This is a genomic window from Massilia sp. BSC265, from assembly GCF_000740675.1.
Classification (GTDB): Bacteria; Pseudomonadota; Gammaproteobacteria; order Burkholderiales; family Burkholderiaceae_D; genus Telluria.
The window spans coordinates 262,208-285,391 of record NZ_JPXI01000042.1 but is presented as its reverse complement, the minus strand read 5'-3'; the positions used below and the strand labels follow the sequence as shown (position 1 = coordinate 285,391).

Annotated in this window: 26 protein-coding genes; 7 read left to right on the top strand and 19 right to left on the bottom strand. The window is 66.7% G+C overall.

What is annotated here, in order from left to right:
- Positions 1–17: 17 nt before the first annotated feature.
- Positions 18–419 carry a rhodanese-like domain-containing protein gene (locus tag MA09_RS22355; protein WP_036253257.1) on the bottom strand — a complete coding sequence of 134 codons (402 nt, stop codon included), beginning with the start codon at positions 417–419 and terminating at the stop codon, positions 18–20.
- A gap of 90 nt (positions 420–509) precedes the next feature.
- On the opposite strand from MA09_RS22355, the gene ftrA reads away from it, so the two are divergent.
- The gene (gene ftrA, locus MA09_RS22350; protein ID WP_036253254.1) at positions 510–1,478 is read left to right on the top strand and encodes a transcriptional regulator FtrA; all 969 of its coding nucleotides are present in this window, start codon (positions 510–512) and stop codon (positions 1,476–1,478) included.
- Here the strand turns inward: ftrA and MA09_RS22345 are convergent.
- From MA09_RS22345 to MA09_RS22310, 8 genes are all read right to left on the bottom strand, one after another.
- Positions 1,445–4,399: a glycosyl hydrolase 115 family protein gene (locus MA09_RS22345; RefSeq protein ID WP_051933706.1), complete on the bottom strand. Its 2,955-nt coding sequence runs from the start codon at positions 4,397–4,399 to the stop codon at positions 1,445–1,447. The genes ftrA and MA09_RS22345 overlap by 34 nt on opposite strands.
- A 150-nt stretch (positions 4,400–4,549) precedes the next feature.
- The gene (gene lipA, locus MA09_RS22340) at positions 4,550–5,545 is read right to left on the bottom strand and encodes a lipoyl synthase (protein ID WP_036253252.1); all 996 of its coding nucleotides are present in this window, start codon (positions 5,543–5,545) and stop codon (positions 4,550–4,552) included.
- Between the two features lie 26 nt (positions 5,546–5,571).
- Positions 5,572–6,261 (bottom strand): lipoyl(octanoyl) transferase LipB, encoded by a 690-nt coding sequence (lipB, locus tag MA09_RS22335; protein WP_036253250.1) that lies wholly within the window; start codon positions 6,259–6,261, stop codon positions 5,572–5,574.
- An 88-nt stretch (positions 6,262–6,349) separates the two neighbouring features.
- Complete coding sequence (locus MA09_RS22330) at positions 6,350–6,616, bottom strand: DUF493 family protein (RefSeq protein ID WP_373887865.1); 267 nt, start codon at positions 6,614–6,616, stop codon at positions 6,350–6,352.
- 291 nt (positions 6,617–6,907) lie between these two features.
- A complete protein-coding gene (locus tag MA09_RS24935) occupies positions 6,908–8,881 on the bottom strand; it encodes a DUF6600 domain-containing protein (protein ID WP_051933705.1) in 1,974 nt (657 codons plus the stop codon).
- Between the two features lie 134 nt (positions 8,882–9,015).
- The gene (locus tag MA09_RS22320; RefSeq protein WP_036253246.1) at positions 9,016–9,666 is read right to left on the bottom strand and encodes a LysE family transporter; all 651 of its coding nucleotides are present in this window, start codon (positions 9,664–9,666) and stop codon (positions 9,016–9,018) included.
- Between the two features lie 100 nt (positions 9,667–9,766).
- On the bottom strand, positions 9,767–10,051 hold the full coding sequence (locus MA09_RS22315; RefSeq protein ID WP_036253244.1) for an HU family DNA-binding protein: 285 nt from the start codon (positions 10,049–10,051) through the stop codon (positions 9,767–9,769).
- 88 nt (positions 10,052–10,139) lie between these two features.
- Positions 10,140–10,361 carry a BrnA antitoxin family protein gene (locus MA09_RS22310; RefSeq protein WP_036253243.1) on the bottom strand — a complete coding sequence of 74 codons (222 nt, stop codon included), beginning with the start codon at positions 10,359–10,361 and terminating at the stop codon, positions 10,140–10,142.
- A 195-nt stretch (positions 10,362–10,556) separates the two neighbouring features.
- On the opposite strand from MA09_RS22310, the gene MA09_RS22305 reads away from it, so the two are divergent.
- The gene (locus MA09_RS22305; protein ID WP_036253241.1) at positions 10,557–11,489 is read left to right on the top strand and encodes a DUF808 domain-containing protein; all 933 of its coding nucleotides are present in this window, start codon (positions 10,557–10,559) and stop codon (positions 11,487–11,489) included.
- A 16-nt stretch (positions 11,490–11,505) separates the two neighbouring features.
- On the opposite strand, the gene MA09_RS22300 is transcribed toward MA09_RS22305, so the two are convergent.
- Positions 11,506–12,015: a hypothetical protein gene (locus MA09_RS22300; protein ID WP_036253239.1), complete on the bottom strand. Its 510-nt coding sequence runs from the start codon at positions 12,013–12,015 to the stop codon at positions 11,506–11,508.
- A gap of 21 nt (positions 12,016–12,036) precedes the next feature.
- Positions 12,037–12,510 carry a hypothetical protein gene (locus MA09_RS22295; protein ID WP_036253237.1) on the bottom strand — a complete coding sequence of 158 codons (474 nt, stop codon included), beginning with the start codon at positions 12,508–12,510 and terminating at the stop codon, positions 12,037–12,039.
- A gap of 56 nt (positions 12,511–12,566) precedes the next feature.
- Between MA09_RS22295 and MA09_RS22290 the strand changes: the two genes are divergently transcribed.
- The 3 genes from MA09_RS22290 to MA09_RS22280 are packed head-to-tail and all read left to right on the top strand — an operon-like array spanning position 12,567 to position 15,367.
- A complete protein-coding gene (locus tag MA09_RS22290) occupies positions 12,567–13,856 on the top strand; it encodes an SDR family oxidoreductase (protein WP_036253235.1) in 1,290 nt (429 codons plus the stop codon).
- Between the two features lie 3 nt (positions 13,857–13,859).
- A complete protein-coding gene (locus MA09_RS22285) occupies positions 13,860–14,324 on the top strand; it encodes a DUF2269 domain-containing protein (RefSeq protein ID WP_036253233.1) in 465 nt (154 codons plus the stop codon).
- Between the two features lie 23 nt (positions 14,325–14,347).
- The gene (locus MA09_RS22280) at positions 14,348–15,367 is read left to right on the top strand and encodes an NAD(P)-dependent alcohol dehydrogenase (protein ID WP_036253231.1); all 1,020 of its coding nucleotides are present in this window, start codon (positions 14,348–14,350) and stop codon (positions 15,365–15,367) included.
- Positions 15,368–15,387: 20 nt separating this feature from the next.
- Here MA09_RS22280 and MA09_RS22275 read toward each other — a convergent pair whose 3' ends face one another.
- From MA09_RS22275 to MA09_RS22255, 5 genes are read right to left on the bottom strand one after another with little or no spacing between them, the layout of a single operon-like run.
- Positions 15,388–16,158, bottom strand: a complete 771-nt coding sequence (locus MA09_RS22275) for a glutaminyl-peptide cyclotransferase (RefSeq protein WP_036253229.1) — start codon at positions 16,156–16,158, stop codon at positions 15,388–15,390.
- Positions 16,159–16,212: 54 nt separating this feature from the next.
- Positions 16,213–16,896 (bottom strand): SOS response-associated peptidase, encoded by a 684-nt coding sequence (locus MA09_RS22270; RefSeq protein ID WP_036253227.1) that lies wholly within the window; start codon positions 16,894–16,896, stop codon positions 16,213–16,215.
- A gap of 24 nt (positions 16,897–16,920) precedes the next feature.
- The gene (locus tag MA09_RS22265) at positions 16,921–17,412 is read right to left on the bottom strand and encodes a DUF6644 family protein (protein WP_051933704.1); all 492 of its coding nucleotides are present in this window, start codon (positions 17,410–17,412) and stop codon (positions 16,921–16,923) included.
- Positions 17,412–17,762, bottom strand: coding sequence for a DUF6152 family protein (locus MA09_RS22260; RefSeq protein WP_036253225.1), 351 nt, complete (start codon positions 17,760–17,762; stop codon positions 17,412–17,414). Before MA09_RS22260 ends, MA09_RS22265 begins: the two co-directional genes overlap by 1 nt.
- A 29-nt stretch (positions 17,763–17,791) precedes the next feature.
- Entirely contained in the window at positions 17,792–18,376 is a 585-nt protein-coding gene (locus MA09_RS22255; protein ID WP_036253223.1) for a histidine phosphatase family protein, read from the bottom strand.
- A 331-nt stretch (positions 18,377–18,707) separates the two neighbouring features.
- Here MA09_RS22255 and MA09_RS23870 point away from each other — a divergent pair, with 331 nt between their 5' ends.
- Entirely contained in the window at positions 18,708–19,397 is a 690-nt protein-coding gene (locus tag MA09_RS23870; protein WP_051933703.1) for a DUF6624 domain-containing protein, read from the top strand.
- On the opposite strand, the gene MA09_RS22245 is transcribed toward MA09_RS23870, so the two are convergent.
- Together MA09_RS22245 and MA09_RS22240 are read right to left on the bottom strand one after the other, a co-directional pair.
- Positions 19,384–20,037 (bottom strand): oxygen-insensitive NAD(P)H-dependent nitroreductase NfsB, encoded by a 654-nt coding sequence (locus MA09_RS22245; RefSeq protein WP_036253221.1) that lies wholly within the window; start codon positions 20,035–20,037, stop codon positions 19,384–19,386. The two genes, MA09_RS23870 and MA09_RS22245, sit on opposite strands and share 14 nt — an antisense overlap.
- Before the next feature lie 21 nt (positions 20,038–20,058).
- The gene (locus MA09_RS22240) at positions 20,059–21,066 is read right to left on the bottom strand and encodes a zinc-binding alcohol dehydrogenase family protein (RefSeq protein WP_036253219.1); all 1,008 of its coding nucleotides are present in this window, start codon (positions 21,064–21,066) and stop codon (positions 20,059–20,061) included.
- A gap of 102 nt (positions 21,067–21,168) precedes the next feature.
- Here MA09_RS22240 and MA09_RS22235 point away from each other — a divergent pair, with 102 nt between their 5' ends.
- Positions 21,169–22,074 (top strand): LysR family transcriptional regulator, encoded by a 906-nt coding sequence (locus tag MA09_RS22235; RefSeq protein ID WP_036253217.1) that lies wholly within the window; start codon positions 21,169–21,171, stop codon positions 22,072–22,074.
- Here the strand turns inward: MA09_RS22235 and MA09_RS22230 are convergent.
- Positions 22,071–23,132: a nitronate monooxygenase family protein gene (locus tag MA09_RS22230; RefSeq protein ID WP_036253215.1), complete on the bottom strand. Its 1,062-nt coding sequence runs from the start codon at positions 23,130–23,132 to the stop codon at positions 22,071–22,073. The genes MA09_RS22235 and MA09_RS22230 overlap by 4 nt on opposite strands.
- Positions 23,133–23,184 lie beyond the last annotated feature (52 nt).

The window sequence follows — 23,184 nt, the reverse complement described above, 5'->3', positions numbered from 1 at the left end:
GCAAGCCAACACCTCCTTCAGGCGCTGCCCTTTGCCAGGATAAATCCTTCGGCCAGCCAGCCGGTGATGCCGCCAATCATCAGCTTGACCGGCCGCCCCAACCTGGCCAGGCGCTCGGCCCCGCGGTGGGCGCCGTTGCAGTGCGGACCGGCGCAGTAGACCACGAACAGCGTCTCCATCGGGTACTCGCGCAGCTTGATCTCGACGATCTTCCCGTGCGGCAGGTTGAGCGCGCCGGGGACGTGCCCTTGCGCGTAGAGCTCCGGACTGCGGGTGTCGAGCAGAACGAAATCCTGCTCGCCCGCGGCCAGGGCGCCATGCACGTCGGCGCAATCGGTCTCGTAGGCGAAGGCGGAAGCGAAATGGGCAAGCGCCTGCCCGCTTGGCGCAGCGGGAACTGCAGAAACAGCAGAAGTCATGTGGGCCTCCTTGTTGACAAGCCCTCAGTGTGGCGATTGTGTCTCCGCTTGGGCAGGCGCCGGCCTGACAGAAACTGGTAACATCGCGCCATGCCGCCCCATGTCGCCATCCTCGCCTACGACGGCCTGTGCACCTTCGAATTCGGCTGCGCCGTCGAACTGTTCGCGCTCGAACGGCCCGAGCTCGGCGTCCCCTGGTACACCCATGCGGTCTGCGCGGCCGAACCCGGCCCCCTGCGCGCCCTTGGGGGCCTGAGCGTCCATGTGCCGCACGGCCTGGAGGCGCTCGACGCGGCGGACACCATCGTCATCCCTGGCTGGCGCGATGTCGCCGAAGCACCCGCCCCCGCCCTGCTCGAATCCTTGCAGCGTGCCTGCACACGCGGCGCACGCATCTGCACCATCTGCTCGGGCAGCTTCGTGCTGGCCCATGCAGGCCTGCTGGACGGGAAAAGGGCGACCACGCACTGGCGCTACCTGGACCGGCTGGCCCAGGACTTCCCCAGGGTGGACGTGCAGCAGGGCGTGCTGTACGTCGAGGACGGCGGCATCGTCACCTCGGCCGGCTCCGCGGCGGGACTGGACATGCTGCTGCACCTGGTGCGCAGCGACTACGGCCTCGAGCTCGCTGGCCGCGTTGCCCAACGCCTGGTGATTCCGGCCCACCGCGACGGCGACCAGGCGCAGCTGGTGGCGCGTCCCCTGCCCTCGCCCGGCGAGGACGGCATCGCCCGCCTGATGGACTGGGTGCGCGAGAACCTGCGCACGCAGCACACGGTGGACTCGATGGCCGCGCAGGCGCGCCTGGGCGCCCGCACCTTCCAGCGCCGCTTCAAGGACCGTACCGGTCTCACGCCGCTGGCCTGGCTGGTGCGCGAACGGGTCTCGCTGGCGGCGCAGATGCTGGAGACGCGGCCGCATCTGGCGATCGAGGCCGTTGCCGACCTGGCTGGCCTGGGTTCGGCGGAATCGCTGCGCCATCACTTCCGCAAACAGGGCCTGCCGCCGCCCGGCCGCTATCGCAGTCAGGGACGCGCGCTCTCGCGCTTGGCCGGATAGTAGGGGCTTTCCGGCGGGCCGAGATAGCTCGGCTGCAGTCCGCCCGCATCGATCACCAGGCGCTGCAGCACCAGCCCCGGATCAAGGGCCCAGAACTTGACGGTATGGCGTCCCGGCCGGTCCACGCGGTGCGTGGTGACGAACTTGGCCACGCCGTCGGACACCATCCGGTTCCAGTACTGCTCGGATTCGTCGGCGTGTACATTGACCTCCTGGACCGGACCGTCGTCGATCGATATGGCGAAGCGGAAGCCCTTCCCCGGCTGGAACTTGAGCGTCGGGCCGAGCACCGCATGCAGCTTCAGCTCGCCGGCTTTAAACAGGTGCACGTCGTACTCGAGCCGCATCCCGTCCTCCACCGACAGCGCCGGCGCGGCGCCCGGCATCGTGGTCATGCCCGACAGGGTGTGCCCGTAGCCGGGAATCCTGGTCCACTGGCGTCCGCCCGGCGCATGCGCGCGGCTGAAATGCTCGGCCTCGATGGCGACCACGCCGCGGCTTTCCACGTGCCCCTGCGCGGACTGCGGGGTCAAGCCTTCCGGCTTGTGCACCGGGACCTTGACGACGACCTTGGCCCCTTCCGGCCCGCTGACCGTCAGCTCGGCCTCCAGGCTGCCGGTCGGAACCGCGTCCCAGTCCACGTCCACCTGGATGCGCTGCTCCTTGCCGATCCGTCCCGCCGCGTGGCTGAGCCGGATCCACGGGTGGCTCGCCTTGACCGCGTAGTCGAACGGTTCCCGGCTGCGGTTGAACAGCTCGAACCAGCGCGGCTGCCTGTCGAACACGTCCAGCGCGGGCACGGTCATGTGGTGCAGTCCGTACGCCGGCCACACGGCCTGGCTGCCCTGCACCACGACGCCCATCTGATCGGCCGCACGAATGCCGCCCGGAGAAGCCGTATCGGGCAGGCGCAGTTCCGACACCGCCGGCATCACGTCGCGGTAGGGCTGGGCCCAGTTGGTGTAGCCGAAGCGGTTCTGCGACATCATGTGATGCCATTTGCCTTGGTTGGTGCCGTGGTACTGGCGGGTCAGCTCGGCGTCGCGGTCGAACAGGCGGCGCACGCGGACGGCCATGTCGTTGGTGGTGACGCGTCCCTGGCGCGCATACAGGGCGTTCCTGCCGGCCGACACCCACATGTCCAGCGCATTGGCGGAAGCGCGCACCGGGTACTCGACCAGCTGGAAGTACGCGTCGTGCATCGCTTTCGGCAGGGCCTTGCCGATCTGGCCGGCCTCGAGGGCAAGCGCGTTGTAGTCGTTCACCACCCGCTCCGCTTCGTCATGGGCGCTCAGGCTGTAGGTGGTCGGCTCCAGCTGCTCCGGCCGCCGGCGCGCGTTGTAGCGGGTGTAGCGCTCGACGATCGAGGCGATGCGCGCGGCATGCCGGGTGCCGAACTCGCGGGCAGCCCAGGCCTCCAGGTAGGCCGGCAGCTTCTCTGCAGGCCAGGCCGCCGGGTTCCAGGCATAGGCCAGGAAGAATTCGGTCGGCACTTCCATCGGCTTGAGGTCGCCCACGTTGACGATCCAGAGCCGGTTTGCGCCGTATTCGTTGGCCAGGTTCATCTGCTCCCAGATCTTGGCGATCTGGGTCACGTTCAGCCACTTGTAGGAGCGCGGACCGCCCACGTAATCGAAGTGGTAATAAACGCCGGCGCCGCCGCTGCGCTTGCGTTCCTCCGGCGTGGGCAGGCGCCGGATATTGCCCCAGTTGTCGTCGCACCAGAGCAGCAGCATGTCGTCCGGCACGCGCATGCCCTTCTCGTAGTATTCCTGGACTTCCTTGTACAGCGCCCACAGCTGCGGCACCGTGGCCGGATCCTTGCCCAGCTCCTGCTTGATGAGGGCGCGCTGGTCGCGCACGATCCGCTCCAGCAGCGCGACATTGGCGCTATCCGACATCGGCTCGTCGCCGTCGCCGCGCATCCCCATCGTGATCACCTTCTCGTAGTCGCGCGTGTTGCGCAGGCCCTGGGCGAAGAAGTCGCGCAGGGTCTGGGCGTTGCGGCTGTAGTCCCACGGACCCTTGCCGTGGCGGAGCCACTCCTGGTGGGCACGCATCATCGGCTCGTGGTGCGAGGTGCCCATCACGATGCCCATGGTATCGGCGAGTTCGCCGTTCCCTTTGTCGTCGTCGTAGAAAGCCGAACCCCACATGGCCGGCCACAGGTAGTTGGCACGCATGCGCAGCATCAGTTCGAACAGCTGCTCGTAGAACTTGCGGTTGTAGCCGCCGAAGCGTTCCTTGGCCCAGTTGGTGAGCGCCGGCGCTTCGTCGTTCAGGAAGATGCCGCGGTACTGGACGGCCGGCTTGTCCTGGACGCGGGTGCCCAGCGGGACGCTGAGCGCGGCATGGCGTGCCACCGGCACGTCGGCCCACCAGTGCCAGGGTGAGACGCCGATCTGCTCGGACAGCGTGTAGATGCCGTAGATGGTGCCGCGCTTGTCGCTGCCGGCGATGACCAGGGCGCGCTTCACGCCGGGCAGCGGGTCGCTGACTGCCTGGACCAGGAAGCCTTCCCACTGGCCGGCCAGGGTGCGCGTATCGATCTTGCCCTGCTGCGCCAGGGCGTCGATGAGGGGATGGCGGCCGAGCGTGCCGACGATGATGACGTCGCTCGTCGCCGCTGCACCCGTCTGCCACTGCGGCGTCTTGCCCGTCACCTTCTGGATGTCGCGCTGCAGGTCGCGCGCTGCGCGCAGCACGCCTGGGAAGTCGTCCTTGCCGACCATGATCGGGGCGGCGCGGCCCTTGGCCACGAGCTGGACGCCTTCCCTGCCCTCCACGTCGACGAAGCGCGCGGTGCCGAGCGCATCTACCTCGGCCGGTACGGACAGGCACAGGCCGAGCGCAAGGCAGCACAGCAGCCGTTGGACGATGCGGTTTCCGATCCCGTTCCCGGGTCTCGCTGGTGCTGCCATTGCCTCCTCCTTATTGTTATCGCCAACATCAGATGTTAGCGCAATCATTGGAGTCTATTCTTGTCCGGTCGGCAAGTCAAACGTGAAACGAGTTAACGAAAAATGGCCGGCACCGCATGCGCGGGCCGGCCTTGTTACGAGTGCGGATGATTACGCCGCGACGCCCGCTTCGTGCGCCTGCTGGTCCGCGTGGTACGACGAACGCACCATCGCGCCTACGGCCGCGTGGACGAAGCCCATCTCGTAGGCCTTCTCTTCGAACATTTTAAAAGTGTCCGGATGCACATAGCGGCGCACCGGCAGGTGCGAGTTCGACGGCGCCAGGTACTGGCCGATGGTCAGCATGTCGATATCGTGCTCGCGCATGTCGCGCATCACTTCCAGGATCTCTTCGTCGGTCTCGCCCAGGCCCACCATCAGGCCCGACTTGGTGACCGCGTTCGGGTACATCTTCTTGAAGTCGCGCAGCAGCACCAGCGAGTGCTTGTAGTCGGCGCCCGGGCGCGCTTCCTTGTACAGGCGCGGCACGGTTTCCAGGTTGTGGTTCATCACGTCCGGCAGGCCGTCGGCGAAGATGTTCAGGGCCTTTTCCAGGCGGCCGCGGAAGTCCGGCACCAGCACTTCGATCTTGGTGTTCGGCGACAGGGCGCGGGTCTTGGTGATGCACTCCACGAAGTGGCCTGCGCCGCCGTCACGCAGGTCGTCGCGGTCCACCGAGGTGATCACGACGTAGCTCAGGCGCAGGTCGGCGATGGTCTTGGCCAGGTTGGCCGGCTCATTGACGTCCAGCGGATCCGGACGGCCGTGGCCGACGTCGCAGAACGGGCAGCGGCGGGTGCACTTGTCGCCCATGATCATGAAGGTCGCGGTGCCCTTGCCGAAGCACTCGCCGATGTTCGGGCAGCTGGCTTCCTCGCACACGGTCACCAGTTTATTTGCACGCAGGATGTCCTTGATCTCGTAGAAGCGCGACGAGGCGGTCGCGGCCTTCACGCGGATCCAGTCCGGCTTCTTCAGGCGCTCGGTGTCGGCGATCGGGACGATCTTGATCGGGATACGCGAGGTCTTGCTGGCGCCCTTCTGCTTTTCGGTGGCGTCGTAGGCTTGGGCGGCGCCGCTGCTGGCATTGCTGGTATCGGTAGTCATTGGCTTGGGCCCTGGCGGGCTTCCATTCAGAGGTTGTTCAGAGCTGGCTCTTCCGCTTCGGTCAATGCCAGTTGGCGCACGAGTTCCTGCGCCAGCGCCTGCTGGACATCCGCCAGCGGGGCTTCCACACCCATGGTGCGCATGTCGACCGTGGCCAGGCCCGAGTATCCGCACGGGTTGATCCACGTGAACGGGGCCAGGTCCATCGCCACGTTCAGCGACACGCCATGGTAGGTGCAGCCGTTGCCGCGCACCTTGAGGCCGAGGGCGGCGATCTTCGCGCCCTTGCGCGGACCTTCCGCGATGTAGATGCCGGGCGCCCCGGCAACGCGTTCGCCCGCGAGATTATACGCCGCCAGCACCTCGATGACCGCCTGTTCGATTTTTGCCACAAACTGGCGGGCATACAGCTTGCCGCCCGGCTTGTTGCGGCGCAGGTCCATCAGCAGGTAGATCACGACCTGGCCGGGACCGTGATAGGTCACCTCGCCACCACGGTCGGTCTGGATCACGGGCACCCCATGGGGCGCGAGCACGTGGGCGCGGTCGGCGCCCAGGCCCAGCGTGAACACAGGGGGATGTTCGACGATCCACAATTCGTCCTGCGTCTCCGGGGTGCGCGCGTCGGTGAAGGCGCGCATCGCGGCAAAGGTCGGTTCGTAGTCGGCGCGGCCGAGCTCGCGAATCAGCGGCGTGGCGGGACGGGTAGCGGACATGTGGATATAGGGCGGGAATATGGACAGCCCTGTCATTATAAGCCAGCGGGATCCGTCGTGCCCGCCGGCTGTCCAATCCCTTTGCTGCTTACAGCACCATTTTCACCATGTGGTGCGAGGACAGGGCGCGGTAGACGTCGTCCAGCATCTCGCGGCTGGTGACGCGCACGGTCACGGTCAGGCCGGTGTAGTTGCCCTTGGAGGAGGGACGGCTTTCCATCTTGCCGGCATGGAAAGTCGGATCCAGCTTCGTAATGACCTCGACGATCGTCGCCGCGAAGTCGACGTGCGTGGCGCCCATCACCTTGATCGGGAAGTCGCTCGGGTATTCGATGAGGGATTCTTTCGGGTCCATGGTATCCATCCTAGGGAAAAGCGCTGTGCAAAGCGGCATTGTAGCCGCTCCTCCGACGTGCTGCACTTCGGGTGCTGCACTGGCAAAAAAGAGGCCGGCGCTGTGGCCGGCCTGAACTATTTCCATGTTGGGAGAAATAGCGGGACATTCGGGTCGCTCGGAGCAGCGCTGCTGCCTGCGAGCGAGTGATGCCACTGTATTCCCTTGCCGTCCATGCCGCGAGCGGTATGTGACGAACTGCAGTTTCGCGTGACGGGCCGCGCATTCGGCGGAATGGACGGCCCCGCCGCGTCAGCGCTCGCTTTCGCTGGGCCGGTTGTTGTCCAGGATTTCAGGCCGGCGTTCGAACCTGCGATGTGCCGGTTGCGCCGCGGGTGGAGCCGCCATCGGCGCAGGTGGCGGCGGCGCCATGCGTACCGGTGGAGGTGACGGTGCGACCGCCTGCGGCGCAGGCATGCTTGGTACGGCCGGCTGCGGCATCGCCATCATCGGCTGCGGACGCTCGCGGCGGCCTTCGAAGCGTTCACCCCGGTCGCCGCGATCCCAACGCTCGGCACGCTCGGCACGATCATGGTCGCGTCCACGTCCCCATTGCGGACGTACGGGTTCCTGCACCACAGCCGGCGCCGGCGGCGGCGACGTCGTGATCGCACCGGGCTGGAACGGCAGCTGGCCCGGCGTCGCGGCCACCGGCGGACGGGGCGCCGGGTTGGTCGTCAGCACCGGCGGACGCTGGCCGCGCTCGGAGCGGTCCCGGCCCCAGCCGTCGCGGTCGACCCGGTTCGGGATACCGTCGCCGTCGCGGTCCCGGTCAAAACGGTTGCGGATGCCGTCACCGTCGAGGTCGGCGCGGTGGCGGATGCCGCCCGGGTCGCTGTCGACCCGGTTCGGAATGCCGTCACCGTCGCGGTCCCGGTCGAAACGGTCACGGATGCCGTCGCGGTCGCTGTCGCGGCGTGCTGCCCGGTCGCGCCATCCCAGGGGCGGCGGCGGTGCGGCGCCCGGGGTGGTCGGCAGGGCCCCCGGTACGGTGGCGCGCGGCACGTTCGGTACCACGATCGGGCCGCGCTGGCCGAAGTTCGCATGCGGAACGACGGTCAGGCCGCGCTGGCGGTAATCAGGGATCCCGTCATGGTTGCGGTCGCGGCGGTCGCCGTCCTTGCGGTCACGCCAGCTCCAGCTGTTCAGGCGGCGCAGGCGCTCGTCCGACAGGCGGTAATGGGGAACGTAGTGGTCGCGCGGGCCGAGCGGGTACCAGCCGGTGGCCGGGCGCGCGCCGTGCAGGTTGAAGCTCGCGCTCCAGCCGCTGCCGCCGACCCAGCCGACCAGCGCCGGCGACCAGACCGGGCGGCGGCCATGGTGGTGCTTGTGCCCCGGGGCCCAGGCCCAGCGGTTCTTGACGTGCACCCAGCGGCCGTAGTGGAAGGGCGCATAGCCCCAGGGCGCGTTGTCGACCCAGGTCCAGCCCCAGGGGGCGATCCAGGTCCAGCGGCCGTCGCGGTAGGGCACCCAGCTGGAAGTCACCGCCGGGATCCACAGCGGGCCGTACTCGAGGTCGTCCTGCCAGGTGCCGTGGCGGTCCAGCTCCTCGTAGCCGGTCATCTCGGTGGTGACATATTGTGCCGAACGCGATCCGTCGATCTCCCGGTCGCGCGCCAGGGCCCAGTCGTCGAAGGCGTCGCGGCGCGCCTGCAGCGTGCGCACGTCGTCGTCGCGCAGCTCGGCGCTGCGGCCGGCGCGGATGGTCAGGCTGGCGCCGGCACCAATGACCTGGGCTTCGCCGTCGAACACGCTGACCACGCTGGTGTCGCGCACGCGCTCGGCGTCCACGCGCAGGCGGCCGGGCTTGAGCATGCGCACGCGGCCCTGCGGGGTGCTGAGCTCGAATTCGGGCAGCACGTCCTCGCTCAGGATGCGGATGCTGGCGCTGCCGTAGTGCAGGCGCAGGCGCACACTGTCGTCGTCCAGCTCGGTCACTTCGAGCGAGCTGTCGCCGTCGATGCGGACCGCGGTCGAGCCGATGCGCACTTCGGTGCGCCCGTTCGGTTCGGTGGTGATCAGGTTGCGCGTGGTGACCGGCCAGTTGACCAGGGCTTCCGTCGCGGACTCGCCCACGTCGCCGCTGATGCTGACCTTGCCCTGGGCAAGCGACACGCGACCGACACGGCCCGGCGGCTCGGTCTCGAGCGTGTCCTGGGCGAGAACTCCAGTGGATAAAGCCGTGAGCGCAAGCATCACGGCGGTCTTGGCGAATCGCTTGTTCATTGTTATGGGGCTCCGCTAGTTTGGACGACGGCTACCTCATTACAACGCACGAGCGCTCGCGAGGACTACGCAACTTACAGAAAGTTGCAACTGATGAGTGACAGATATGCATGCAGCGGCACTTGCCGCTGTGCTCAGGCGCGGCGGCCCGGTTCGACCAGGAACAGCAGAGTGCCCATCACCATGAGCACCGCACCGAAGATGCGGTTCTGGAGCTTCACGGCGCGGACGTCGCGGAAGAAGCGCTGCATCATGGATGCCATCGCGGCATAGCCGTGCATGACGATCGAGTCGATGGTCACCATGGTCACGCCCAGGATGGCCAGCTGGGGCAGCAGGGGCGCTTCCTTGTTGATGAACTGCGGCAGCACCGCGACCATGAAGATGATGCCCTTGGGGTTGGTGGCGTTGGTGAGGAAGCCGGTCATCACGCGCTTGCCGAAGCTCGGGTGGGCGGGCAGGCCGGCGGTATTCAGCGCGCCGGTCTCGGGCGCCGCTGCGGCCGGTGCGCGCCACTGCGCGATGCCAAGGTAGATCAGGTACAGCGCGCCCACGATCTTCACGATCGTGAAGGCAAGCGAAGACGCCAGCAGCAGCGATCCCACGCCGGCGCCGGCGATGACCAGCACCAGGATCAGGCCGAACTGCAGGCCGAGCACGGTGGCGCTGGCTTTCTTCAGGCCGTAGGCGAGACCGTGCGACATCGACAGCACCGCGCCGGAACCGGGCGAAATGGCGATCAGCGAACCGGCGATGACGAAGGCGATCCAGGTGGTGAAGAGCATGCTGCTGCGGGGAATAAGGGAAGAGGGAGGAGGGTAATGCAAAACGGGCCAGCGCGCGCGTCCGGGTCGACCGGAGCGCGGCGCAAGGCCAGGGTACTGCTTACTTCTTCTTTGGGTTGACGGCTGCTTTCAGCGTCGCACCGGCAGCGAAGCGCGGGGTCTTCGATGCTGCGATCTTGATGACATCGCCGGTTGCCGGGTTGCGGCCCTTGCGCGCTGCGCGCTTGGTAACCGAGAAGGTGCCGAAGCCGGTGATACCGACCGTATCACCCTTCTTGAGGCGCTCGGTGATGATCTCGATGATCGTATTGACGGCAGTGTTGGCAGACGCGCCGGACATCTCGGTGCGCTTCGCGAATTCCGCGATCAGTTCGCCTTTTTTCATAAGTCCCTCCGGGGTTAAAAGAGCGGGAAGATTAGCACAAAAGAATTGCTCTATGTAATCCCGTCCGGAGGCGAACCGGAGCAGGGCGTCAGGCCAGGCTGTTTTCGACGCCCGGCGCCGCCAGGCGGTGGCGCAGCGCGGCGTTGATCAGGGTCTGGTAGCCGGTACCGCAGCGTTCCGACAGGTTGCGGAATTCGTTCAGGACTTCGTCGTCGAGGTAAATCGTGATGCGGGTCTTGCGCTTCGGCGGGCGGGCACGGCGTACAGGCGCCGCAGCCGGTGCTGCTTGCAGGGTCGATTCGGTATTCATGGCATCTCCTTCGGTGGCGAGGCTGCAGTACCGCAGCCAACAGATTGCACTATACGTACACGACTTTCCGGTTACCCGGCAAAAGCGACGAGATGCAGATTTACGCGACTGAAATGCATAAAGCCGCGCTGAACCGTGTGACTGCGAATTGCCGCTCAGGTAAGATGATGCGAACTTGACATGATTGGAGCAACGATGGCCGGCAGCCTGCTGTTATTACTGGACGATATTGCAAGTGTTCTCGACGATGTGGCCGTGATGAGCAAAGTAGCGGCGAAGAAGACTGCCGGCGTACTGGGTGACGACCTGGCGCTGAACGCGCAACAGGTTACCGGGGTGAAGGCCGACCGCGAGCTGCCTGTCGTTTGGTCGGTGGCGAAAGGTTCGTTCAAGAACAAGGCGATCCTGGTACCGGCGGCGTTGGCGATCTCGGCCTTCGTTCCCTGGCTGATCACCCCGCTGCTAGTGATCGGCGGCGCCTTCCTCTGCTTCGAAGGCGCCGAGAAGCTGGCGCACAAATTCCTGCACGGCAAGGAGGACGCCGAGCACAAGGCTGCATTGACCGAAGCGCTGGTCAATCCGGCGATCGACATGCAGGCGCTCGAGCAGGAGAAGATCAAGGGCGCCATTCGTACCGACTTCATCCTTTCGGCAGAGATCATCGTGATCGCACTGGGCACCGTCGAAAACGCCCCCTTCGGCACGCAGGTCGCCGTGCTGGTGACGATCGCGCTGGCAATGACGGTCGGGGTGTACGGCCTGGTGGCCGCCATCGTCAAGATGGACGACGCCGGCCTGTCCCTCAGCCAGAAAGCCGGCGGCCTGGCGCGCGGCACCGGCAAGCTGTTGCTGGCAACTGCGCCGCGCCTGATGAAAGTCCTGTCGGTGGTCGGCACCGCGGCCATGTTCATGGTCGGCGGCGGCATCATCGCCCACGCCTGGGAGCCCCTGCACCACTTCGCGGAAGCAGCAGCGCACGTGACGGCCGGCGTGCCGGGCATCGGCGGCGTGCTGGCGGCGATCACGCCGACGGTGGTCGATGCGCTGGCCGGCGTCGTGGTCGGCGCCATCGTGCTGGCGGTGGTGACGGTCGTGCAGCGCATGCGCGGCAAGAAATCGGCGCACTGAGCCGCCGACTGATCTCTTAAACGGCAGCCGCCTTGCGCCCCAAGCGCAGGGCGGCCAACCCGTCCCGCAGCGCCCACCCCAGCGCCCCCAGCGCCATCGCCGTCAACACCCAGCTGGCCCAGCCGTGATCCACCGGCGCCAGCCCGGTAGGCAGGGCGTGCCAGACCAGCAGCGCCTGCCCGGTCAGGGTGTACATGATCCCGAGATTCATGAACAGGAACAGGTGCAGGAAGCGTTCGCTGGCCGGCAGCTGGCGCACATCGCCTTCCAGCACCACGTCGCGCGCCGACACCAGCAGTTCGCCGGCGAACAGCGCGACGATCCACCACACGAAGGCGCCATGCCACTCGGCCCAGGCAAGCGAGGCGAACAGCGCGGCGAACAGGAATTCGCGTGCGCTGTGCAGGCGTTCCTCGGCAACGCACTCGCGCCGCGAGGGCAGCTTCGACAGCCACTCGTGGTTGATGACGACGTCGAGGAAGCCGATGACCCCGTGCGCAATTAACGTTAGGACATAGGGCGGCACGTTTTTTCTGCCTGCTCTAGACTACCTGCGACGGATTAGCGCCGCGCCCGCAGCCAGTCCCAGCGCGAAGCCGGCATACACGATGGCCAGCGACGGCTTGGACAGGTGCTTTTCGTAGCCGGGATGGAAGCGCTTGGGCGTCAGGTTGTAGTCGGCGAAGCAGGCGAAGGCCGAGGTAGCCGCCGCTGCGGTCAGGTAGCCGACCGGAGTCTTGCGATCAAGATACTTGCCGGCAAAGCGCTCGAACAGGATCGACCAGAAAGTGGCGCTGGCGTGGTGGATCAGGTAGCCCGGCACGGTATAGCGCATGGACGGCCCGCTGTGGCGCGCCGCCTTGTCGCCGTAGATCCAGTGGCTGACCGCATTGGTGGGGGCGTAGGCACTGCCGACTTCCTTCTTGCCGAGCGCCGCCAGTGCCACCGTCGACAGGATGCTGGAGGCGGCGCCGGAGACGAGGCCGCGTTGTAATGCCGAGTTCCAGGCTTGCGTTTGCATAGGGTCCTCTTGGTTGATTGGGTTGAACTTACATACTTGCGAGAAAGGAAGCATGGATGCGGATCTTGCTGACGGGAGCCAGCGGTTTCATCGGACAACACCTGCTGCAGGCATTGCTGGCCGAAGGCCACCACGTCGTCTGCGCGGTGCGCCGGCCCAAAACCAGTACGGAACCGCGCCTCGCCTACATCCATGCGGACTTCGCCAACGATACCGATAAATCCGCCTGGCTGGCGCGCCTTACCGGCATCGACGTGGTCATCAACACGGTCGGCATCTTCCGCGAATCCGGCAGCCAGACCTTCGAACGCCTGCATACCGAAGCGCCGCGCGCGCTGTTCGCCGCCTGCGCCGAATCGCACGAGGTGCAGATGGTGATCCAGCTGTCGGCCCTGGGCGCGGACCGCGATGCCGACACCCGCTACCACCTGTCCAAGAAGGCGGCGGACGACTACCTGGCCTCGCTGCCGATCCGTGCCTACATCGTCCAGCCTTCGCTGGTGTACGGCCGCGAGGGCGCCAGTGCAAAAGTGTTCCGCACCCTGGCCAGCATGCCGCTGACGGTACGCTTCGGCAGCGCGCCGCAGCTGGTGCAGCCGATCCACATCGACGACCTGGTGGCGGCCATCGCCGGGCTGCTCAAGCACCGCCTGCCGCTGCCGCCAGGTTCCGGGACCGCCCTGCGCGTGCCGCTGGTCGGGCCCCAGGCAATGCCTTTCACGGACTACCTGCAGGCCCTGCGCACGGGCATGGGAATGGGGCGCCAGCCGGTCCTGCCGCTGCCCGGCGCGCTGGCGCGCCTGATGGCGAAGTTCGGGCGCGTGCTGCCGGGTGGACTGCTCGACGAGGATGCGCTGCGCATGCTCGACCGCGGCAACGCGGGCGACGTCTGGATGACGACCCAGCTGATCGGCCATCCGCCGCGCCCCGTGCAGGACTTCATTCGCGACCCCGGCGCCGAGCGCACCCAGGCCAAGCTGGGCTGGCTGCTGCCGGTCCTGCGCCTCTCCATCGTGGCGGTGTGGATCGTCACCGCCATCGTCTCCTACGGCCTGTATCCGGTCGAGGCCAGCTACGAGCTCCTGGGGCGCACCGGCATTCCGACGGAACTGCAGCCCCTGATGCTGTATGGCGCCGCCACTTTCGACCTGCTGCTCGGCCTGGGCATCCTGTTGCTGGCGCGGCGGCGCTGGCTGTGGCTGGCGCAGCTCGGCCTGATCGGCTTCTATACCGTCATCATCGCCATCAAGCTGCCGGAATTCCTGCTGCACCCTTACGGCCCGCTCACCAAGAACCTGCCCATGCTGGCCGCCATCTGGCTGCTCTACGAACTGGAGGACAAATAAAAAATGGAATACGTCGTCATCAAGTGGCTGCACATCCTGTCGTCGACCTTCCTGTTCGGCACCGGCATCGGCTCGGCCTGGTACATGCTGTTCGCGAACGTCAGCCGCGACGTGCGCGCGATTGCCGTGGTGGCCAAGTACGTGGTGATCGCCGACTGGTTGTTCACGGCCACCACCGCCATCGCGCAGCCACTGACCGGCTTCTACATGATCCACCTGGCGGGCTACCCGCTGCACAGCAAGTGGATCATGTGGTCGATTCTACTGTACGTGCTGGCTGGCGCCTGCTGGCTGCCGGTCGTGTGGCTGCAGATGCGCATGCGCGACATCGCCCAGGAGGCGGCGCGTACCGGCACCGAACTCACGCCGCAGTACTGGCGCTATTTCCGTATCTGGGTCGCGCTCGGCGTGCCGGCCTTTATCGCCTTCGTGCTGATCTTCTGGCTGATGGTGGCCAAGCCGATGTGAACTTTTAACTTGAGGAGAACCCCATGAAGGCATACCAGATCCTTCCCGGCGCGAACATCGACGGACTGCAATGCGTCGACTACCCCGACCGCCAACTCGGCCACGGCGAGGTGCGCATCCGCGTGCACGCGGTATCGCTGAACTACCGCGACCTGATGGTCGCCAGCGGCAACTACCTGGTCACCGTGGACGACCCCATCATCCCCTGCTCGGACGGCGCCGGTGAAGTGCTGGCGGTCGGCCCCGGCGTCACCCGGGTGCAGGTCGGCGACCGCGTCGCGGGGTCCTTCTTCCCCTACTGGCACGACGGATTGAGCACACCGGAGAAAATCCGCCATGCGCTGGGCGGCGACATCGACGGCATGCTGGCAGAAGAAGTGGTGCTGCACGAGGACGCGCTGGCGAAGATCCCGGCCTCCCTCAGCTTCGTCGAGGCGTCCACCATGCCCTGCGCAGGCGTCACCGCCTGGAATGCGATGTTCGTCTCCAGTAACCAGCTCAAGCCTGGCGACACCGTGCTGCTGCTCGGCACCGGCGGCGTCTCGGTGCTGGGCATGCAGCTGGCGAAAGCGGCCGGTCTGCGCACCATCATCACCTCGTCGAGCGACGAGAAGCTGCAGCGTGCCCGCGACCTCGGCGCCCACCACACGATCAATTACCAGGCGATCCCCGAATGGCACGAAGAGGTGCTGGCCATGACCCACGGCCGGGGCGCGAACGTGGTGCTGGAAGTGGGCGGCAAGGGAACCGTGAACCGCTCGGTGTCGGCGGCGGCGATGGGCGGGACCATTGCCATCATCGGCGGCGTCAGCGGCTTCGGCGGCGAAGTGAACCCGGCTTCGCTGCTGGCGACTGCCAAGCGCATGGTCGGCATTTTCGTCGGCAGCCGCGCCATGCTGGAAGACGTGATGCGCTTTGCCGAAGTCACCGGCCTGAAGCCGGTGATCGACCGCGTGTTTCCCTTCGGGCAGGCCCAGGAAGCCTACCGCTACATGGAATCGGGCTCGCACTTCGGCAAGGTGGTCATCGACGTCACCAGATAAGATGCGGCGCCCAGGGCTGATCAGCGCTTCCGGGGCACCAGTTCGATCTCGTACAGCTTGGGCCACAGCTTGCCGGTCACGAACAGGCGCTTGCCCTTGCCGTCCCAGGCGATGCCGTTCAGGACCGCATCCGGATCGAGGGTGCCGCGCTGCGCCGGCGGCAGCAGGCCTTCGAGGTTGATCACGCCTTTCACGATGCCGCTGTCCGGATCGATGCGCAGGATGAAGTCGGTGCCCCAGACGTTCGAGAACAGCTCGCCCTCGACCATCTCGAGCTCGTTCAGCTGGGCGATCGGCTTGCCCTGGTGGGTCACCTGGATGCGGCGCACTTCCTTCATGGTCTTCGGCTCCAGGATGCGGATGAAGGAGCTGCCGTCGCTCATGTACACCTGCTTCGCATCGCTGGCCAGGCCCCAGCCTTCGCCCGCGTACTTGAAGGTCTGCTTCAGCTTGAAGGTCTTCATGTCGAACACGTAGCCGACCTGCGAGGTCCAGGTGAGGGCGACGATGTCGTTGCCGACCGGGGTCGAGCCTTCGCCGAAGACCTCCGCCGGCATGTCGGCCTTCTGCAGCACCTTGCCGCTCTTGATGTCCACCTTGCGCAGCGAGGACGTACCGTTGCGGCCCGTGGTTTCGTACAGGTGGCCGTCGCGGAAGAACAGGCCCTGGGTAAAGGCCTTGGGGTCGTGCGGGTAGGTGTTCTTGACAACAAAGCCGTAGACCGGGACGGCTGCTTGCGCTGCACTCGCGAAGGAGGCGGCAAGGACGAAGGTGGCGAGTGGTTTCAGCATGATGCTGAGAACTGTAGCACGATCGCACCATGGTCGGCAGAGCCGGCCATCCTGCTAAAACAGCGACAGGTTCGGCGACGGCTCGGGCGTTTTCTTCACCGTCTGCGGCGCCGCCCAGGTTTTCATGTGCGCCGCCGGATAGTGGCGGAGAAAAGTGCGCGCCGTCTCCAGGTCGCGGCAGGCCAGCCAGTCGTCGAGCTCCTCCGGCTTGAGCACGACCAGCGAGCGCTTCTCGTCGTCCGGCTTGTGCATGCGCGACATCAGCGGGTGGTCGTCGGCATTGATCGTGATCTGCGTGAACGAAGCTTCGACCCGGCCGTCGGCCTCGGTCCACTCGCGCCACAGGCCGGCGACAAAGAAGGGGCTGTCGTCGTGCATGCCGATCGCGTGGCGCACCGCGCGGCCGCTTTCGTAGCAGGGCTCGTAGAACCAGGTCATCGGCACCGCGCACAGCTGCAGGCGGCGCCAGGCCGGGGCGAAGGAACGGCGCTCGCCCAGCGATTCGGCGCGGGCATTCATGGTGTCGAAGGGCTTGACGCCGGGCGGAATATGACGGCGCGGCACCATGCCATAGCTGGCCAGGCAGGCCGACGGGCTGCCGTCCCTGCCGCGGCGCACGATCGGCGCGCTGTAGTCCTTCCAGACTTCGTCGGGCCAGCGCCAGTCGGCCGGCAGCTCGCTGAAGGCGCCGAGCGTGCCGAACTGTTCACGGGTGGGAGTATGGTAGTTGACGCACATGATCCGTCCAGCATAGTGCAACTGCTAGAAATAGGCCAGCAGCCGTCCGCAGGCGATCACGCCGAACCACAGGCCGAGGGAGAGCAGGGCATGCAGCATGGCGCGCGGCGGCGCGCGCTCCGGCCACGCATCGGCCTGGCGGTAGGGGCCGGCATGGAAGGCAAGCGCGTTCAGGCCGGCAAGAAGGATCAGGCCGAGCTTGAGCAGGAACACGCGGTTGGCCAGCAGCGCCAGCGGATCGGTCACGAACAGCAGCAGGCCGGTGGGAACGACCAGCAGCATGCTGCCGGCCGACCAGGGTAGCAGGTGGCGCGCCAGCGCTTTTACCGGCAGCTGCCGGCCGAAGCCGAGCACACGCAGGTCGAACATCGCCACCGCCCCCACCAGCACGGCGAAACCGATGATGTGGAGCGTCTCGACGGACGGATACAGCCAGGCGCCTTCGCGCAGCGCCTGCGCCAGCGGAGATGCGGTCAACTGAGACGCGGCGATTCTTGCCGCGTCCTGCAGCGGCATCAGCGCAGCTCCGTGGTCTTGTCCTTGATGGTGATGCGTTCGGCGCGCAGTTCGTTCCCATTGCTGCGGTGTGGATAACCATGGACCGTGGCTTGGCCGCCGACCGCCAGGTTTTCCTTCGGCAGGCCGCGGTTTTCCATGCGTCCCGGCGGCGCCAGCACTACCAGCCAGGTCTTGTCGGCGGTCTTGAGGCGCACGAAGCCGTGCGGCTGCATGTAGCCCGACTCCTCGATGGTGCCGGACAGGGTCAGCGGCTTGTCGGCGTCGTATTCGCTCCAGCCGTGGTGGGCGGAAGCGCTCGTGGCTACCAGTGCTGCCAGCAGTGCTGCCGGCAAAAGCAGGCGTTTCATGGTCGGTCTCCTGTTAAGGAAAAGGCAAGTCATTGTACGCTCAAATCCTGTGCACGCAGCCGTCCCACGACTTCCAGCCGGTCCGGTCCCGGCCGCGTCACCACGATCTCGCCCTGCTCCACGTACTCATTCACCAGCGCGCGGATGTTGACGTCGTGCGTGACCAGTACCAGGTTGGGCTTGTCACCGCCAGCCTTGTACGCAGCGACCGTGGCCAGCACTTCGCGCACCTTGGCGCGGGATGCTGCCTCGGTGTCCCTGAACATCGAATCGAGCATCGGCGCTTCTTCCACGCGGCCGAAGGCCAGGCGGGCGGTATCGAGGCAGCGGCACCAGCGGCTCGACAGCACCGGCCCGAGCGGGATGCCACGATTGCGGAAGGCGGTGCCGATCGCGCGCGCCCCGATCCTGCCCTGCTCGGACAGGTTGCGCTGGGTACTGCACACGGCGAGCCGGAAGCCGGGCGGGTCGCCGACGCCGGGGTGGGTGGGGGCATGGCGGATCAGCAACACGTAGCCGCCCTCGTGCAGGCGTTGCCACAGGTCGCGGTCGGCTGCAGCCAGGCGACCGCCGGCCAGGAGGGCGGACACTGCCAGAAAGCGTCGTCGAAGCATGCGCACCTCCTCGGATCGGACTGTGCGCATTATGCTGCGCGATAGCATGGACGAGCGCACGGCTGGGGGTAAGCTGGGCCGGATCGAGACCCTGCATCCACACAAACATGCCGACGCAGCGCCGGGCCGACCGCCGCCTCCCAAGCTGCTGCCCCTGCTGGCGGCGGCCGGTGCACTGGTGGAAGAGGAAGACGGGCGGGTAGCGGGCTACGCCATCCTCAACCTGGGCTGCAGCTGGAATCGGTTTACATGGAAAAGATGCTGCCATGCGCCTAGCATGGACCGGTGCCGGACCTGTCGCTACACTGGTTCGACGACTTCCGGAGACAAGATGCGTTTACCCTGCCTTCCCTCGCTGCTTGCCGCCTTCCTGGCCTTGCCGCTTCCTGTCGTGGCTGACGAGGCCTGCAGCCGCTATGCCGACGACCTCGCCGTCATGAAGAGCGCCGACCAGGCGCTGCGCAAGCGCATCGACTACCTCGACCCTGAAAGCCGTGCGCAGCAGAAGCTCATGCAGCACATCCAGCTGGTTGAACGCGTGAATACCGAACGCCTGAAGGACCAGGTGCGCCGTTGCGGCTGGCCGTCGAAGGCCATGCATGGGGAAGCAGCCGTCGGCGACGCCTGGCTGCTGGTCCAGCAGGCGGAGCGCGAGCCTGCCTTCCAGAAGCGGATGCTGGCGCTTATCGAACAGGCTGCCTCGGAAAGCGGCGACACCCTGGACCGCGCCTTCGCCTACCTCGACGACCGCATCGCGGTGGCGGAAAAACGTCTGCAGCGCTACGGAACACAGTTGGTGTCGGCCGGCGAGGATCGCTGCGCCCTCGCGTTCGCGCCTTTCGACAGCCGCGAGCAGGTCGAAGCGCGCCGTGCGCAACTCAATTTGCCGCCGCTGGACATCTACAGGCGTATGGTGCTGGAGATGCAGCACTGCCCGGTGCCGCCCACGCGCGCCGACGACCACCATTACGCCCCGCCGGCGCGGGGCAAGGACCGGCAAGGAGCAATTACACGAAAGTGAAGGTCAGCTCTTCCGGCAGGCGTGACTTCGGCAGGCCGGCATTGAAGTCGGCTTCCGAGCTGTAGCCGAAGCTGGCCAGTACCACGCTGGCCAGGCCCTGCTCGTGCAGGCCGAATTCCTCGTCCAGGATCTTCTGGTCGAAACCTTCCATCGGGGTCGCGTCGATGCCGAGCGAGGCCGCGCCCAACAGGGCGGTGCCCAGCGCCAGGTAGACCTGCTTTTCCAGCCACTGCGGCATGTCGCGCGTGGTGTAGCGGTGGGTGCGCACGTAGCCGCGCCGGCCCGCGTCCTGGCCCGCACGGGCGGCATCGTCGCGGAAGCGGCCGTCGCGCGCTTCCTGCGCCAGCAGGCGCTCGAGGTGGGCGTCGTCCATGTCGATGCGCGAGCAGAACACGATCACGTGCGAAGCATCCAGGATCTTCGCCGCGTTGTAGCCGTAGCCGCCCTGCGCCGCCCTGGCCACGCGCGCCTTGCCTTCAGGGGTGTTGGCGACGATGAAGTGCCAGGGCTGCGAGTTCACCGACGAGGGGCTGTGGCGCAGCAGGCTGTAGACCTGCTGCATCAGTTCTTCGGGGACGCGGCGTTCGCTGTCGTAGGCCTTGGCGGTATGGCGCTTGCGGGCGGTTGCGAGAATATCCATCTGTTCTGTTCCTTCCTTGACTTAAAAATTTTCGAGCACGATCTTGCCGACCGCGCGTCCGCTCTCGATCAAGGCATGCGCGCGGCGCAGGTTCTCCGCCGAGATGCTGCCGTAATGCTCGCCCAGGGTGGTGCGCAGGCTGCCCTCGTCCACCATCTGCGCGACGAGGTTCAGGAGCTTGTGCTGCTTGATCATGTCGGGTGTCTCGAACATCGAGCGCGTGAACATCAGCTCCCAGTGCAGCGAGATCGACTTGCGCTTGAGCGGCACGGCATCCAGGGTGGCCGGGTCGTCGATCAGCGCGAACTGGCCCTGCGGCGCCAGCACGTCGACGATGGCGGGATAGTGCTTGTCGGTGTGCGTCAGGCTGATGACGATGTCGACGGCCGGGAAGCCCAGCGCTTCGAGCTGCGCTCGCAATGGCTGCGCGTGGTCGATGACGTGGTGGGCGCCGAGCTCGCGTACCCAGTTGCGGGTTTCCTCGCGCGAGGCGGTGCCGATCACGGTGAGCCCGGTGAGCTTGCGTGCCAGCTGCACCAGGATCGAGCCGACTCCGCCGGCGGCGCCGATGACCAGCAGCGACTTATCGGCGCCGCCACCCTCGGCTAGGCGGAGGCGGTCGAACAGCAGCTCCCAGGCCGTGATCGCGGTCAGGGGCAGGGCAGCAGACTGGGCGAAATCGAGCGTGGCCGGCTTGCGGCCGACGATGCGCTCGTCCACGGCCTGGAACTGGCTGTTCGAGCCTGGACGCACGAGCGAGCCGGCATAGAACACTTCGTCGCCTTCCTTGAACAGGGTCACGGCGCTGCCGACGCCGCGCACGATGCCGCTTGCGTCCCAGCCCAGCACGCGCGGTTCGGTCACCGGGGCGCCCAGGCGGATCTTGGTATCGACCGGATTGACCGAAACAGCGCGTACTTCCACCAGCAGGTCATGCGGGCCGGCCAATGGCATCGGCAGCTCGATCTCCTGCAGGGAATGAGGATCGCTGATGGGCAGGCCATGCTGGGTATACACTACTGCTTTCATGTTGAATCTCCGGTAAGTTTTGGACCTGACGACGATTCTATGTAGCAGCCCGGCGGGGATAAAGCCGGCTGGAGCGATTTCACTTTCACAGCTGGAGAGAAAATGATCAGGCTGGATGACCTGGCACTGTTCGTGCGAAGCGCCGCCCTGGGCAGCTTTTCGAAGGCCGCGCGCGAAGTCGACCTGCTGCCCGGGCAGGCCAGCGCGGCGATCGGGCGGCTCGAGCGCGAGCTCGACATCCGCCTGTTCGCGCGCTCGACGCGCAGCCTGCGCCTGACCGAGGAGGGCAAGCGCTACCTGCCCTTCGCGCAGGACGCGCTGCAGGCCCTGCGCGAGGGCTACGACGGCATCCGCGGCGATGCCAACTGCCTGACCGGCACCTTGCAGATCGCGGCGCCTTCCGACTTCGGGCGCAACCTGCTGCTGCCATGGATCTCGGAATTCCGGCGCGACCATCCCGGGCTCGACATCCAGCTGCTGGTATCGGACCAGGTGGCGGACGTGTTCCGCGACCCGGTCGACGTCGCCCTGCGCTACGGCCAGATCGACGACGCCAGCTATGTCGCCCTGCCGGTCGCACCCGGCAACCGCCGCGTACTGGTGGCCTCGCCCGGCTATATCGCACGGCATGGACGCCCGGGCTCGCTCGACGAGCTGGCCGATCACAACTGCCTGCAGTACCGGCTGCGCGGCCGCACCTACGACCGCTGGTCCTTCCCGGTGCCAGAGGGCGCGCGGCTGGTGCAGGTGTCGGGGCGGCTGGTGAGCGACGATGCCGAGGTGGTGCGGCGCTGGGCGCTGGCCGGCGAAGGCATCGCCTACAAATCCTGGCTCGACGTTAGCGGCGACGTGGCGCAGGGGCGGCTGGAAGTGCTGCTGCCGGAGGTGCCGGGCGAGCCCACGCCGCTGCACCTGGTATGCCCGCACCGCAGGCAGTTCTCGCCGGCGGTGAAGCTGCTGCATGCGTTGGTCGAGGAGCGCTGCCGGCCCCTCGCGCGTGAGCCTTAGACAGCCTCGTTGATCTCCGCTGCCAATGTGGCAATGAGTTCGCCTGCCGGCATGGCACGCGCCTGGGCAAAGTTGGTACCACCCCAGTTGACGGAGTAGTCCTGACTGTTCTTGCCGGATGCGGCCGCATGCAGGGCCTTGGCGGCGTCGTAGGTGATCGGATAGTCCGGCAGCGGCGGATGACCCTCTGCTCCGACCTCGGTGAACAAGCGGTTGACGATGCCGCGCGCCGGGCGGCCGGAAATGGCGGCCGTGAGCGCAGTCTGCAGCCCGCCGCCCTGGGCGATCAATGCACGATGGTGCGGCGGGGCCGAAGACTCGGGGCAGGCGATGAAGGCGCTGCCCATCTGGACCGCGCTGGCGCCGTGGTAGAAGGCGGTGCGGATGTGCTTCCCATCCATGATGCCGCCGGCCGCGACCAGCGGGAGCGAGACCTTGTCGCGCAACTGTTCCAGCAGCTCGAAGGTGGGCAAGGCCGGATCGGGCACGGAAGGATCGAACATGCCGCGGTGCCCGCCCGCCTCGATGCCCTGGGCGACGATCACGTCGATCCCCGCTTCCTCGATCTGGCGGGCTTCGTCCAGCGAGGTCGCCGTGGTAAACAGGACGATGCCGGCGGCCTTCAGGACGTCGATCTTCTCTTGCTGCGGCAGGCCGAAATGGAAGCTGACCACGGCGGGGCGCTCTTCCAGTAGCATCTCGCACATCGCGTCATCCTCCAGGAAGCTGCGGTAGATCTCGCTCAAGGCGGCAGGAGGCTGGGCGCCGAAGCGCTCAAAATGCGGACGCAGCCACGCGAGCCAAGTCGCCTCGCGTGCCGGGTCTGCCCGCGCAGGCGCATGGGTGAATACGTTGACGTGGAAGGGCCGCGCGGTCCTCTCCCGTACTGCGGCGATCGCGGTCCTGGCCCCTTCCGCCGTCATGTGGCCAACGGCGATCGAGCCGAGTCCGCCCGCTTCCGAGACGGCCGCGGCCAGCGCCGGGGTGGAGATGCCCGCCATCGGGGCCTGGATGATGGGGTAGCGGATGTCCAGCTTCGACAACAGGTCGTGGCTCATGATTGCGGCTCCGTCGGGTCAGGGTGCAATCATGAGTATAGCGAGAGCTGTA